This window comes from Labrenzia sp. PHM005 (assembly GCF_006517275.1).
GTDB lineage: Bacteria > Pseudomonadota > Alphaproteobacteria > Rhizobiales > Stappiaceae > Roseibium.
On record NZ_CP041191.1, the window covers coordinates 1400339 to 1414383 of the forward strand.

Consider the following 14045-nt stretch of genomic DNA (forward strand, 5'->3'; position numbering starts at 1 on the left):
GGTGAACCTGTTTCCATTATTTCGTAGATTTGCCGGATTGGCGGGCGCACTGATCCTGTCCGGCTGCATGGTCGGTCCGGATTTCGAGCGTCCGGAAGCGCCGGTTCTCGACAGCTGGAGTAAGGGTGCCAACCTGCCGGTCGATCATCGGACCGGTTTCACCAGCCGGAGTGCCGTCTCCGTGCCTTGGTGGCATGTATTTAAGGATGAAACGCTGAATGGCCTGATTTCAAAAGCCTATCAGCAGAATGTGGAACTGCAGGCAGCGGGCGTTCGGGTCTATCAGGCCCGCGCGCAGCTCGGCATTGCCCGGGGGGAGCTCTTCCCGCAGGTTCAGGAGATCAAGGGAAATTCGGAAAACATCCGCTTCAGCACTCGCGATCCGTTCATTCGGGATCTGGAGCGCGTTGGGCTGGTCGACAGTCATATTTCCCGGGTGTCGGTCGGTTTCGATGCCGTTTGGGAGATCGATGTCTGGGGCAAGATCCGGCGAGATGTTCAATCGGCAAATGCGAGCTTGGGGGCCAATCTGGCTTCTTACGACGATGCCCTGGTGACGCTGACCGGGGACATTGCAGCCACCTATGTCACAATTCGCGAATTGCAGCAGCTGATCGCCTCGAGCCGGAAAAATGCGGCCTTGCAAAAGAAATCCCTGAACCTGACCCGTCTACGGTTGGAAAACGGTGCCGCGACCAAGCTCGACGTGGATGAAGCCACAGTTCTTTACAACAACACATTGGCGGCAATCCCAGGCTATGAGGCTGAGCTTGCGCAAGCTTTTAATGCGATGAGCGTTCTCTTGAGCGAACCACCCGGCAAAATGAAGACACGCCTGTCCAACAGGTCCGGGTTCCCGCGCGTGCCGGCGGAAGTTGCGGTTGGAGTTCCGGCGGACATGCTGCGCCGGCGGCCGGACATCCGGCAGGCGGAATACATCGCAGCGGCTCAATCGGCCCAGATCGGCGTTGCCAAGGCGGATCTTTTTCCCGCCTTCACAATCGCCGGGGCGATTGGTGTTCGGGCCGACGACTTTTCAAATCTGTTTTCCGGCGGGTCGACAACCGGCTTCATCAATCCCGGGTTTTCCTGGAATTTTTTGAACTATGGCCGGATCAAAAACAATGTCCGGGTGCAGGATGCCAAGTTTCAGGAAGCCTTGCTGAACTACGAAAACACGGTCCTATCCGCCTATGCGGAAGTGGAAAATGCGCTGATAGCGTTTTTGCGGTCCAAACAGCAGGCGGTTTATTTGCGCAGAAGCCTTCGCGCGGCGCGCAGTTCCGTGGGCGAAGTTGATGCGCAATATGAAGACGGCACGGCGTCCTACAATCGTGTGGTTGATGCGCAGAAGAATTTGCTGGTTGCTGAAGAGCGGCTGATCGCGGCAGAAGCCAATGTGCTGACCAATTTGATCGCGGTCTATAAGGGGCTTGGCGGTGGCTGGGTGCCGGAAAATGTCGATGGGCTGATTTCCGACAAGACCCGCCAACAAATGGCGGACCGCACCCGCTGGGGACAGCTTTTGCATAAGCCTGTGGAAGACAAGGGGAAAAGTTAGGCGACTTTGTTGCCGGTTGCCTGTTCGGTTTTTCCGTACTGCGCCAGAAATAGATCCACGCTCTCGTTGATGATCTTGTCCATCTCATCACGTTCTGCGACGCGGTTTGCATAAATATTGGGAAAGAAACTGCGGGACTTGATCAGACCAAGAAACTGTTCAGCCGCGACATTTGGATCGTTTACGGCAAGGCGGCCTTCCGATGTTGCCCGTTCCATGAACTCGGCAAAAACGGTCAACTTGGTCATGCGGGCGTTCATATCGGCAGCCAGCTCTGGATCGCGGATGGTTTCGCTCATGATCATGCGGGCAAGGCTCATGAAACAGGGATTGACCATCAATTCACCTTCGGCCCAGCCGAGCTCTATGAGCGCATCGCGAATTGGCTTGTCCGGATCATACGGCACTTCAAGCGCGGAATTGATTTGATCCGCGAGGCACTGGTTGATCGCTTTGAACAGTGTTTCCTTGCTTTCAAAGTGATTGTAGACGGTGCGTTTGGAAACCTGGGCGCGCTCGGAAATGCGGTCCATGCTGGCGCCCGCAAATCCCTTTTCCTGAAACTCGGCGATGGCCGCTTCGACGATTTGTTTCTTTTTCTGGTCGGATACCGACATTGTTTACCCAGCGCTTCTTATCGCTCTTTAATCCCAAAATTTGGGCCCTATGTAAACTAGGGCGTTTACAGATGCAGATCTAAAGTCTACACTACACAGTGTAGTTTACATCCTTCAGCCAGTCCAGGCCAGCCAAGGGAGACGCCTCCTCATGTCTGTAACTTTGAAAATTAACGGGGAAACGCGCACGCTCGACGCGGATCCCGAGAGCCCTTTGCTGTGGGCTCTGCGCGACGAGCTCGGAATGACCGGCACCAAATTCGGGTGTGGCATTGCATCCTGCGGTGCTTGCACGGTCCACTGGGACGGTATGCCGATCCGCTCCTGCCAAACCATGGTCGGGGATCTTGAGGGCGCCGAAATCACCACAATCGAAGGCGTGAACGGAAAGGCCGCCAAAGCCGTTCAGGAAGCCTGGAACGAGCTGGACGTGCCGCAATGCGGGTACTGCCAGTCCGGTCAGATCATGGCAGCCACTGCGCTTCTGACCGACACTCCAAAACCGACCGACGAAGACATCGATGCAGCCATGGACGGAAACGTCTGCCGTTGTGCGACATACGCCCGGATCCGTAAGGCGATCCATGCCGCAGCCGACAAGATGGAGGCCTAAGTCATGTTGCATTTCCTCCAAAAACCTCTTGAAGCTCAAAAACCAAGCCGCCGGACATTCCTGAAAATGTCAGCGGGTGCTGTCGGTGGTCTGATCATCGCAGCCAAGATGCCAAACGCAGCGAAAGCCGCTGCCGATGCGGGTGAATTCGTTCAGCCGTTTGTGCACATCCGGCCGGACAACACGGTTGTTGTCTTGTCCAAGCACCTCGACAAGGGCCAAGGCACGGCAAACGGTCTGGCAACACTGGTTGCCGATGAACTCGACGCGTCTCATGAGCAAATTGTGCTGGAGCTGGCCCCGTCCAACCCGCAGCTTTATGCCAACAGCCTGTTCGGCGTTCAGGGCACAGGTGGCTCCACCGCCATGCCGAACGCCTTCATGCAGTACCGCCAGGCGGGTGCCGCTGCCAAGGCAATGGTTGTCTCCGCAGCTGCCAAGGAATGGGGCGTGCCGGCCGGTGAAATCACCGTTTCCGGCGGAGTTGTTTCCCACGCTTCCGGCAAATCGGCAACGCTCGGTGAGCTTGCAGGTTTGGCAGCAAACGAAGATGTTCCGGCTGAACCGGCCCTGAAAACACCGGACCAGTGGGTCTATATCGGCAAGTCTTTCCCGCGCAAGGACGTCAAGAACAAAACGGTTGGTGCGCCGAACACCTACACCATCGACTTCAATCGCGAGGGCATGCTCACGGCAACCGTTGCGCGTTCGCCGCGGTTTGGCGGCACGGTCAAGTCCTTCGATGCGACTGAAGCCAAGAAGGTCGCAGGTGTCGTCGATATCATCCAGATCCCGAATGGCGTTGCCGTGGTTGCAGAAAGCACCTGGCCGGCCATCAAGGCACGCGATCTTCTGGAGATCGAGTGGGACGACAGTGCGGCTGAAACCCGCTCCACTGACGCAATGATGACCGAACTCAAGGACATGACCACCAAGCCGGGCCTCTCGGTGCGCGAAGACGGCGACGTCGACGCTGCTTTGGACGCGTCGGCGAAGGTCATGGAAATCGACTACGATTTCCCGTTCCTTGCCCATGGTGCCATGGAGCCGCTGGATATTGTCGGCGAGTTCGATGGTGAAACGGCTCAGTTCTGGTTTGGCTCGCAAATCCCGACCATCGACCACAACGTTGCCTCCACCATCCTCGGCATTCCGTTCGAGAAGGTCAGCATCAACACGTTGTGGGCTGGCGGATCCTTTGGACGCCGTGCGCAAGGGGATGCGCATCCTGTCTCGGAGATTTCCTTCCTATTGAAGGCTATGCGGGAAACCGGCATGGACACTCGGCCGGTGAAGATCGTCTGGACCCGTGAGGACGATATGGGGGGTGGTTACTACCGCCCAATGTCGGCGCACAAAGTCAAAGTTGGCCTCGATGGCGATGGCAATGTCACGGCGGTGAAATACAATATTGCAGCCAAGTCCATCATCAAAGGCACTGCTTTTGAGCCGATGCTGATGCCGAATGGTGTGGATCACAACATGACCGAAGGGGCATCCGACACCACCTATTCGTTCCCGATGATGAACATGGATCAGGCATTCCAGGAAACACCGGTGCCGGTTCTGTGGTGGCGGTCCGTAGGGCACACCCACACGGCCTATGTCATGGAAACGGTTGTCGACCGGATCGCCATGGAAACCGGCAAGGATCCTGTGGCGCTGCGTCTTGAACTTCTGAAGGACGATCCGCGCAAGACGAACGTGTTGAAGCTGGCTGCTGAGAAGGCTGGTTGGGACACGCCGTTGCCGGAAGGCCGTCATCGTGGTGTCGCCGTTCACAAGTCTTTCGGGTCTTATGTGGCGGAAGTCGTCGAGATCTCCTTCCGCGAGGATGGAACAGTCAAGGTGGAAAAGGTCACGGCGGTCGTCGACTGCGGTGTGCCGGTCAACCCGGACAACATCCGTGCACAGGTTGAAGGCGGCATTGGCTATGGTCTCGGTGCGATCCTGCGCAACCAGGTGACGCTCTCGGACGGGTATGTCGAAGAGACAAACTTCGACACCTACGAGTCCCTGCGCATTTCCGACATGCCCGAAATCGAGGTGCATATCGTTGCCTCGACCGAATCCCCGACCGGCATCGGTGAACCGGGAACACCGCCAATCGGTCCGGCTGTTGCCAATGCAATTGCGGCGGCGAAAGGTGAATGGGTCACCAGTTTGCCGCTGACCAAGGCCGGTTTGGTTTGATTTAATCCAAACAGGTTCCAAGTAATGGAGGAGGCCGCTTTTGCGCGGCCTTTTTCGTTACGACCTTGCGGTGTGTTTGCGGGCCTTTGAATCGCAGAATCGGGAGATGGGACCATGTCAGAATCTGAAGAGCGCGAGGATGCGCCAAAGCCTTTGCATATTACTCCCTCGAGTATTCAAACTTTCGAGATACCAGATTTCATCACGTTTAGAATTTTGCTGTCTGGCAATCAGACGGATGGGACACTGGCGATTTTCGAAGATGATGTTCATCCTGGGCAAGGCCCTGCGCGCCATATCCATCGGGACCAGGACGAAACTTTCTTTTTTCTTGAGGGCGAGTTTGATGTCGAGATCGCGGGGGAGCGCCATCATATGAAACCGGGTGATGTCGGTTTTGTGCCTCGCGGGACTGTGCATGCTTTCAAAAATGTCGGATCCACCGTTGGAAAACTCAGATACATCTTGTCACCTGCCGGCACATTCGAAGAATTCATACCATCGATTCATGCGATCCTAACTGATGGTACGCAGAGCCAGGATGCAATCGCAGGCCTAGCCGGCAAACATGGGATGGAAATGGTCGGCCCACCACTTGAATGAGTTTGGCAGCTTTGCTCAGGGGTTTGTCAGTTGCCGCGCCTTGGTGACGCGGACGGCGTGTAGATGTTCGGTTGGCTTTAGAAAGGTTGCTCAGGGATAAGCCGCCTTAGGGCAGCTTTTCATTCCTAGGTAATATTGACAGTATGCTACGTTAGAATTTTATAGGTTGATGTAATAATTTCCATGCATCTTTAAATTGATTTAGCAGATATAGTAAAGAAATATATGATTATTTCGGTTGTTCTGCGAATTTTTTGGCATTCTAGGTTTTATTTACTGGTAAAAAAATCTCGAAAATTAATTGTATTCTACAAATTAACTTAGTTGTAGCTCTTGCCTGCCTAGCTTTAAGCAAAGTTTTTGGTCCAGGCGAATGATCATGAAAAATACCAAACTTAGTTTCCGGCTGCCGGCACTTATCGCGGGTTGTTCCGTTTTTGCGGCGATGGTCGTGGGGGCCTTGGCCTACTGGGTGAGCTCATCAAACATTGAGAATTTGGCAGAGACGCGTTTGACGGCGCTGGCAAAGGCGCGTTCTGGCGATTTGTCCCGATATCTCGATTCGATCGTGCAAGATCTCGAAGTGACCGCGGGGAGCCCGTTCGTTAAGTCAGCAGTTGTCGAATTTGAAGAAGCCTGGAAGGGAGTTGAAGGCAATCCGCGCTCGGTATTGCAAGCAGCCTATATTCACGACAACCCGCATCCGCTCGGCGAAAAAGACGCTTTGATGAGTGCTGGGGATACTGTCTACGATCAGGTTCACGAAAAGTATCATCCGTGGTTCCGCAAGATGCTGAAGACACGGGGCTACTACGATATTTTTCTTTTCTCTGAAGATGGCTCTTTGATCTACACCGTCTTCAAGGAGTTGGACTACGCCACAAATCTGGTCAGTGACGAATATAAATCGACTGACTTGGGTAACGCTTTCCGTGCTGCAAAAAACAGCGGCCCAGGTGAAATCCACTTCTTCGACTTCAAACCCTATGCCCCGAGTGCTGATGCACCGGCCAGTTTCATTTCTACGCCGCTGTATGAAGACGGCAAAAAACTGGGTGTGCTGGTCTTTCAAATGCCAATCGACAACATCAACGCCATCATGAGTGATGTTGCCGGATTGGGCGAAACGGGAGAAGCCATCCTCGTTGGTGCCGACAAGATGTTCCGCAATGATTCGGCGAAGACGCCGGACGAAAACGACATTCTGAATGCAAGACTTGATGGCGCTGTGGTGGAAGCTGCGTTGAACGGACAGGAAACCGTCGGCGTGTTGAAAGAGTACCGCGGGATGGATTTTGTTGCAGCGGCTGTGCCTCTTCAGTTTCACGGCGCAAATCTTGCCGTCATTGCCGCCGAAGGCCATGACGAGATATTGCAGCCGGTCGCCAACTTGCGGAATCAAATCGCAATCATTTGCTTCGGTATCTTTTTGGTCATGACTGGGGCCGGCTGGTGGGCAGCCCGCTCCGTCGTCAAGCCGATCAAAAACCTGGTCTCCAGTGCGGTCAAACTGGCGGGTGGTGATGTCAGCGTGAATTTCGCTGAAGCAAGCCGGTCGGATGAAATTGGAGAAATCGCAACCGCGATTGCCGGGTTCCGTGACGGGGTGGCGGAACAAGCGAGGCTAGCGGAGCTGCAAAAAGAAGAAGAGCGGTCGCGGATCGAACGCCAGCAACGGGTTGACGAATTGATTGCAGGATTCCGGTCGCAATCGACTGAAATGTTGGATGATGTCGGCCATGCCATGGAAGGTATGAAGGAAAATGCAGCGTCCATGATGGCAACTGCGACAGAGGCTGCCGGCGAAGTAAACAGCGCGGCCGCCGGTACAACGCAAGCGTCGGGCAATGTGCAGCTTGTTGCGGCAGCCACGGAAGAGTTGTCATCGTCGATCTCTGAAATTGGGGAGCGGGTCGAAGAAACCTCTAAGGTGATCGAAACGGCCACACGGCAAACCCACGAAAGCACCGATAAGATGGAGAAACTTTCCACTGGGTCAGCGCGCATTGGTGAGGTGATTGTTTTGATCCAAGCAATCGCAGAACAAACAAACCTGCTCGCGCTAAATGCGACGATTGAGGCCGCCCGAGCTGGTGAAGCCGGCAAGGGATTTGCGGTTGTTGCCGCTGAGGTCAAGGAACTGGCGACACAAACATCCAAGGCAACCGAGGAAATCTCTACACAGATCGCGGATATTCAGGCTGCGACCGAAGAAGCTGTGGCTTCGATCGAGGAAATCTCCAGCGTCATGGTGCAGGCAAACGAAAACACCACGTCAATTGCAGCTGCGGTCCAAGAGCAGGACGCTGCAACTGGCGAAATCAGCCGCAGTGCGGCTGAAGCCTCCACTGGGACATCGGCAGCCAGTGACAATATGGCCAATGTCAGCAACGCTGTTGAAACAACGTCTCAATCTGCTGGCGCTGTTGATCAGGCTGCGCTGGACGCAAGTGCCAAGTTGGCGGACTTAAACAAGGCTGTTGCGACTTTCCTTGAGGAAGTGATGGCCGCCTAAGGGCCTTGCTGCCTACGCAAAGGGCTGAACCTTTTGAACTTGAAGAAGCCGTCCTCGTGGCGGCTTTTTTGTTGGTTTAGGGGCCGCTTTAATCCATAGCGATCCCGAACCGCTGCCGGTAGGCGTTCGGTGCAAGCCCTGTCAGACGCTGAAAAACCTTCCGGAATGCGGCCGGATCGGAATAACCGACCTCCCAGGTGATCTGATCGACGGTTTTTCCGGTCAGTTCCAATATCTCGCGCGCCTTCGAAATCCGGACGTTTTGAACATATTCTGTTGGCTTGAGCCCAGTTGCTTTTGAAAACCGGCGCAGGAATGTCCGGCCTCCCATTCCGGCAAGGTTTGCGAGATCGGTAAGGTTGTGTGCTTCGGCGACGTGCGCATGAATGTGATGCTGAACCTGGAGCACCGATTCATCTCCATGATGGAACTTCGGGATGAATTGACGAAAGGGCCGCTGCAGCTGACGCGGTGGATCGATCAGGAGAAAGCGGGCCGTTGCCAGCATCGCGCTTGGGCCCATCAGGCGCTCAACCAGGGTCAGGCCAAGATCGGTCCATGCAAGAATACCACCCGCTGTGATTATATCGCCGTCATCTAAAACCATGTGCTGGTCCGCAACATCGATCTGCGGGAATTTTGAAGACAGCGCCTGCGCAAAAGCCCAATGGGTGGTGACCGTACGACCATCAATCAGGCCGCTTTCTGCCAGCACAAAGGCGCCCGCGCAAACCGAACAGATGCGGCTGCCCCTGCCGTGCTGGTCTTTCAGCCATTTTCCAGCCTCCGGCATTGACTGCATCTTATCCGGCATGGCGATGCTCGGCGGGACGATCACATAGTCCAATCGATGAGGGTTATCCGGGTGGCTGTCCCACATGCATGTCACGCCAGTTTCCGTCTCATCTTCTTGCGGAACCCAGTGCGTCACGCGGATCCAGGGTTTTGGATCGTCGCCGACCCATTCGCTGGCAATGCGAAACAAGTCTGTGAGACCGTGCACCGCGGCCAGCTGGCTTTCCGGATAAATCAGCAAGGCAATTTCCGCCAGACATCGATGCTGTTGTTTTGTCACTTATGCCTCGACTGATGTCATTTCCGCCAATTCTGATCGTATCGCTCAGCGTCTATCTCTGTCCATGTCGAAACAGTCACACGGTCAATTTGGGAGCAAGGCAATGCCCCGGACAGCAAGTTAAAGAGCTCTATTGAAAATACCAAAATAGAACCAGATATTCTCGATACGTAGAATATGTGAATACCAAAAAGCATAATTGGTCATATTTTCGTTAAGAAATCGGTCAATTTTGAAGAGAGTAGACAATTGGTATTTAATAGGTATTGTCGCGCTTCTCGTGACAAGGCCACGTACTCCAAGAAACGACAGAGGCCAATAACAATGAACAATCTCAAGGGACCAAATCCGAATAGGCGGCATGTGCTGCAAACCGGCGGTGCGCTTCTGGCAGTGGCTGTTGTGCCAGGCCTGACTGCAGCACACGCGCAATCGAATAAAACAGGAGACTTGAAAATGGCGACGTTCACGACAACCGATGGGACTGAAATCTTCTACAAGGATTGGGGACCCAAGGACGCTCAACCGATTGTTTTCCATCATGGCTGGCCGCTCAGTGGGGACGATTGGGACAATCAGATGCTGTTCTTTTTGAGTAAAGGCTACCGTGTGATTGCCCATGATCGCCGCGGCCATGGCCGCTCGGAGCAGACCGACAAAGGTCACGACATGGACACCTATGCCTCCGATGTCGCTGAGCTCGTTCGGGAACTGGATCTGAAAAACGCGGTCCACATCGGCCATTCGACCGGTGGTGGAGAAGCGGCCCGCTATGTGGCCCGAGCGGAACCAGGCCGCGTGGCCAAAGCCGCTCTTCTGGGTGCAATCCCGCCGCTGATGGTGAAAACGGAGAACAATCCGGATGGCATTCCGCTGGAAGTCTTCGACGGACTGCGGGCAGCGCTCGCAAATAACCGTGCGCAGTTCTTTTTAGATGTTCCGTCTGGCCCGTTTTATGGCTTCAACCGGGAAGGTGCTGAGATAAGCCAGGGCCTCATCCAGAATTGGTGGCGCCAGGGCATGATGGGCAGCGCGTCTGCGCATTACCAGTGCATCGCGGTGTTTTCTGAAACCGACCAGACGGAAGATCTGAAGGCCATTGATGTCCCGGTCTTGGTGCTGCACGGCGATGATGATCAAGTGGTTCCCATCGCCAATTCAGCGGATAAGGCGATCAAGCTTCTGAAAAACGGTACTCAGAAAACCTATGCGGGCCTGTCCCACGGGTTCTTTGCCACGCATCCGGACCTGGTGAATGCCGATTTGCTGGCTTTTGTCGAAAGCTAAATGTTGACCGTGGGGTTCCAATGGAGCCCCACGTCACTTTCATAGGCCTGTACTGAGGGCTTATCCTGGAGCAAAAACAGTTGCTGTTTTCAGTGCCCTTGCTCTGACCACTTAATAAACGGCAGCCTTTTTCGCCTGCAGAGCTTCCCGGTCCTTCTTGCGCATGCGTTCGGACGCTGATTTCAGCTGGCCGCAGGCGGCAAAAATATCGCGGCCGCGTGGGGTGCGGATCGGCGAGGCATAGCCGGCCCGGTTGACGATATCGGCAAACTCTTCAATCCGTTCCCAGTCTGAACACGCATACTGCGAGCCCGGCCAAGGATTGAACGGGATCAAATTGATTTTCGCCGGAATGCCTTTCAAGAGCCGCACCAGTTCGAGCGCATCCTGATTGCTGTCGTTGATATCCTTCAGCATCACATATTCAAATGTGATGCGTTTGGCGTTCGACAGGCCGGGATAGTTGCGGCAAGCATCGAGCAGGGCTTCGATGTTCCACTTCTTGTTGATCGGCACCAGGATATCCCGGTCGTCATCGCGCACCGCATGCAGCGAAATCGCCAGCATGCAGCCGATTTCATCGCCTGTGCGGAAGATTTCCGGCACAACGCCAGAGGTCGAAAGGGTGATCCGCCGTTTGGACAACGATAGCCCGTCGCCGTCCGAGGCAATCAAAAGCGCCTTTTTGACGTTCTCAAAGTTATAGAGCGGTTCGCCCATTCCCATCATGACGATGTTGGTGACCAAGCGGCCTTCCGACGGCACAATCGCGCCTTGCGGTGTTTGGGCGTCGGGGAAATCTCCGAGCCGGTCACGGGCGATCAGGATTTGCGACAGGATCTCTTCTGGTGTCAGGTTGCGCACCAGTTTTTGCGTGCCGGTGTGGCAGAAGGTGCAGGTGAGGGTACAGCCGACTTGCGAGGAAACGCAGAGTGTGCCCCGGCCTTCTTCCGGAATATAGACGGTTTCCACTTCCACCGGCCGGCCGGCGCCGCGCGGCGGGAACTGGAACAGCCACTTGCGGGTCCCGTCAACGGAAATCTGTTCGGAAACGATTTTCGGCCGGGCGATCGTGAAAGCGTCAGCAAGTTTGGCGCGCAGATCCTTTGCGATGTTGGTCATCTCGGAAAAATCCGAGACGCCGCGCACATAAAGCCAATGCCACAGCTGGGATGCGCGCATGCGCCACTGTTTTTGCGGCACACCAATGGTTCCGAGCGCTTCGCCGAGCTCGTCCCGGTTCAGACCGATCAAGGTCGATTTGCCGTCGTCCAATTGGGTGTCGTCCGCAATGCCTGCGATTGTCTGCGCGTTCGGATTGTCCCGCGCGATATCAAGCGTAACCGCCATGTTGTGATCCGTTTTTTATCCGGCCACTTCTTAACCACGCTCGCCTCAGCGGCTGGTTTGCCGGGTCGCCTGTACCTGTCAGGGAAACTTTAAGTCACACCCAAAACCACAAAGCGCCCGGAAAATCAAGTTTTCCAGGCGCAGCGCTGGTATGCGCTCGATTTCGGAGTTGGAACGGCGAGAGCCGTTACTGGCAGGCTTGCGCGGCTGTATTGATCGCGGCGGTGACGCCGGAGAGCGAAAACTTATAGGTCGTGCGCGTGCCGCGGCTGGATTCGCCATTTACAGACATTTCCCGGCCCGCCTTCATGGCAGCAACCAATTGAGCTTCGGTCGCCGCGTTCTCAACCCAGGCACCATCGTTGTTGGTGAACAACGTGAAGGCCTTGCCATCGACATCAACCGACACGGAAGACTTATCCTTGAACGGATAACCAACCAGCAAGCTCGGCTCTGAGCTCACACCTTCCGCCGGGCGGGAGGTGACGAAAAAGAAGACGTCACCATGGTTCCTGTCGCCAGGCAGCATAGTTGTCGGTTTTGTCAGCGCGTAACAGACTTTACCGCTGCCGCTGGTCAGCGCATAGGACGCCCAGTCCTTGTGCTGCTTCAAAAGCGTTGGGGTCTGTGCGAAAGCCGCTGCACTCGAAACGGCTAAACCTGCTAAGGCCAGTACCAGCGTTTTTGCTTTCATGATCTCCATACCGTTTGGTTTGGGGTTCCAGTTAAATTTAATTCAATTACCGACACACATATAAAGGTTGCTTTAATGATAACTTAAAGCGAGTTACGAAAGGGTTGAAGCCCTTCGGCCGGTTTTGAGTGCATAACATTGTTTCTTGGCTGTCGCGGGAAAACTAGGCGACAGTGTGGCGATCTTGTTGTTCCCTCTTCCGAATTACGCCGAACCTGCTAAACAAGAAGAGTGCAGTGGAGTTCATCAACCTTTGGCGCAGACGCAGTATTTTTCCGAATTGATTGTAAAAGTCGCGACAAGCCGGGACAAAACGGCTTTTGTTGAGCTTTTCGATCATTTCGCGCCGCGTCTTAAGGGCTATCTGATGAAGCAGGGGGCGGACGACGCGGTTGCCGAAGAAGTTACCCAAGACGTCATGGTGACACTTTGGCGCAAGGCGGAGCTGTTCGATCCGAAAAAATCGTCCGCAAGCACCTGGCTGTTTCGAATTGCCCGAAACCGGCGTATTGACCGGCTGCGCCGGCAAAAAACAGCCGAACTCAATCCGGATGAACCGGCCTTGCAGCCAACGCCACTGCCCGATGTTGCCGATGAGATGGATGCCCGCCTGCGCGAAGAACGGGTCCGGGCTGCCTTGAAGGAACTTCCCGACGAGCAGAAGGACGTGGTCCGTCTGGCCTTTTTCATCGGCCTGTCGCACAGCGAGATATCAGAACAGACTGGATTGCCGCTCGGAACCGTCAAGTCGCGCATCCGACTGGCCTTCGGACGTCTGCGTCAGTTGATCGAGGCTGACGCATCTGTCGATGTGAATTGACCTGAATCTTTAGCGCTCATTCCCAGGCACAATCCGGCCTTTCCGGCTGATCGGGCCGCCGCTGACATGTTTCGGGCGTTCTACGGTAGGAGCACCTGACGATACGGCTCTGTCGGCATAGCGGCCAAGCGCGCGGTGGCGGTCGTACATGACAATGGCGCCGGCCATGGCGATGTTGATGCAGAATTTCGTCGGGATTTTCACGACATGATCGCAGCGCTCCAGCATCTGCGGTGACAGTGATCCACGTTCTGGACCGAGGACATAGGCAGCCTGCAGTGGATGGCCGAAGCTCGGCAAGTCGATGGCATCGTCCGTGAGCTCGATGCCAACCAGCTGGCAACCGCGCGGCAAATCCATGGTGTCGACGCTGTCCCAGTCGAAAGTTGGCAAATGCCCAGGGCTTTTGGAGGTGTCAGACTTTGGTGCCCTGCGGATTTTTTGTTCGGCATCGACTGTGAAGAAAAAACTGGCGCCAAACGCATGGGCGGACCGCATGAGGGTTCCAAGATTCATCCGTTTCGAGAGGCCTTCGGCGCCAACCGCGAAGTATCCGCGCATTTTCATTCCGTTCTTAATTCATGTGTGTGTTGCGGCGTCTCATAGCCGAATGCAGCAGCGGAGTGAACCGTAAGATCCATTTGGGGGTGACGTTGCGTCGTCAAAAATTCAGACTTTTGCGCAGGTTTCGCCCGCCCCCAACCCCTGCTAAGCATA

Annotated in this window: 12 protein-coding genes; 7 read left to right on the forward strand and 5 right to left on the reverse strand. The window is 55.1% G+C overall.

From position 1 onward, the window contains the following. Position 1: 1 nt before the first annotated feature. Positions 2-1561 carry an efflux transporter outer membrane subunit gene (locus tag FJ695_RS06355; RefSeq protein WP_168206281.1) on the forward strand — a complete coding sequence of 520 codons (1560 nt, stop codon included), beginning with the start codon at positions 2-4 and terminating at the stop codon, positions 1559-1561. On the opposite strand, the gene FJ695_RS06360 is transcribed toward FJ695_RS06355, so the two are convergent. Further along, positions 1558-2178, reverse strand: coding sequence for a TetR/AcrR family transcriptional regulator (locus tag FJ695_RS06360; RefSeq protein WP_141184659.1), 621 nt, complete (start codon positions 2176-2178; stop codon positions 1558-1560). The two genes, FJ695_RS06355 and FJ695_RS06360, sit on opposite strands and share 4 nt — an antisense overlap. A 151-nt stretch (positions 2179-2329) precedes the next feature. Here FJ695_RS06360 and FJ695_RS06365 point away from each other — a divergent pair, with 151 nt between their 5' ends. From FJ695_RS06365 to FJ695_RS06380, 4 genes are all read left to right on the forward strand, one after another. After that, positions 2330-2791 (forward strand): (2Fe-2S)-binding protein, encoded by a 462-nt coding sequence (locus tag FJ695_RS06365; RefSeq protein ID WP_040451073.1) that lies wholly within the window; start codon positions 2330-2332, stop codon positions 2789-2791. Positions 2792-2794: 3 nt separating this feature from the next. Next, entirely contained in the window at positions 2795-4984 is a 2190-nt protein-coding gene (locus tag FJ695_RS06370; RefSeq protein WP_141184660.1) for a xanthine dehydrogenase family protein molybdopterin-binding subunit, read from the forward strand. Positions 4985-5098: 114 nt separating this feature from the next. Next, on the forward strand, positions 5099-5587 hold the full coding sequence (locus FJ695_RS06375) for a cupin domain-containing protein (RefSeq protein ID WP_141184661.1): 489 nt from the start codon (positions 5099-5101) through the stop codon (positions 5585-5587). A 379-nt stretch (positions 5588-5966) separates the two neighbouring features. Then, the gene (locus FJ695_RS06380) at positions 5967-8102 is read left to right on the forward strand and encodes a methyl-accepting chemotaxis protein (protein WP_168206282.1); all 2136 of its coding nucleotides are present in this window, start codon (positions 5967-5969) and stop codon (positions 8100-8102) included. 88 nt (positions 8103-8190) lie between these two features. On the opposite strand, the gene FJ695_RS06385 is transcribed toward FJ695_RS06380, so the two are convergent. Continuing rightward, positions 8191-9177: a GlxA family transcriptional regulator gene (locus FJ695_RS06385; protein ID WP_247653800.1), complete on the reverse strand. Its 987-nt coding sequence runs from the start codon at positions 9175-9177 to the stop codon at positions 8191-8193. A 324-nt stretch (positions 9178-9501) separates the two neighbouring features. Here FJ695_RS06385 and FJ695_RS06390 point away from each other — a divergent pair, with 324 nt between their 5' ends. After that, the gene (locus FJ695_RS06390; RefSeq protein ID WP_247653801.1) at positions 9502-10464 is read left to right on the forward strand and encodes an alpha/beta fold hydrolase; all 963 of its coding nucleotides are present in this window, start codon (positions 9502-9504) and stop codon (positions 10462-10464) included. Positions 10465-10575: 111 nt separating this feature from the next. On the opposite strand, the gene rlmN is transcribed toward FJ695_RS06390, so the two are convergent. Continuing rightward, complete coding sequence (gene rlmN, locus FJ695_RS06395; protein ID WP_141184663.1) at positions 10576-11814, reverse strand: 23S rRNA (adenine(2503)-C(2))-methyltransferase RlmN; 1239 nt, start codon at positions 11812-11814, stop codon at positions 10576-10578. Between the two features lie 187 nt (positions 11815-12001). Beyond that, complete coding sequence (locus FJ695_RS06400) at positions 12002-12517, reverse strand: invasion associated locus B family protein (protein WP_141184664.1); 516 nt, start codon at positions 12515-12517, stop codon at positions 12002-12004. Between the two features lie 244 nt (positions 12518-12761). On the opposite strand from FJ695_RS06400, the gene FJ695_RS06405 reads away from it, so the two are divergent. After that, positions 12762-13328 carry a sigma-70 family RNA polymerase sigma factor gene (locus tag FJ695_RS06405; protein WP_141188604.1) on the forward strand — a complete coding sequence of 189 codons (567 nt, stop codon included), beginning with the start codon at positions 12762-12764 and terminating at the stop codon, positions 13326-13328. A gap of 9 nt (positions 13329-13337) precedes the next feature. On the opposite strand, the gene FJ695_RS06410 is transcribed toward FJ695_RS06405, so the two are convergent. Continuing rightward, a complete protein-coding gene (locus FJ695_RS06410; protein WP_141184665.1) occupies positions 13338-13889 on the reverse strand; it encodes an RNA methyltransferase in 552 nt (183 codons plus the stop codon). Positions 13890-14045: the final 156 nt, after the last annotated feature.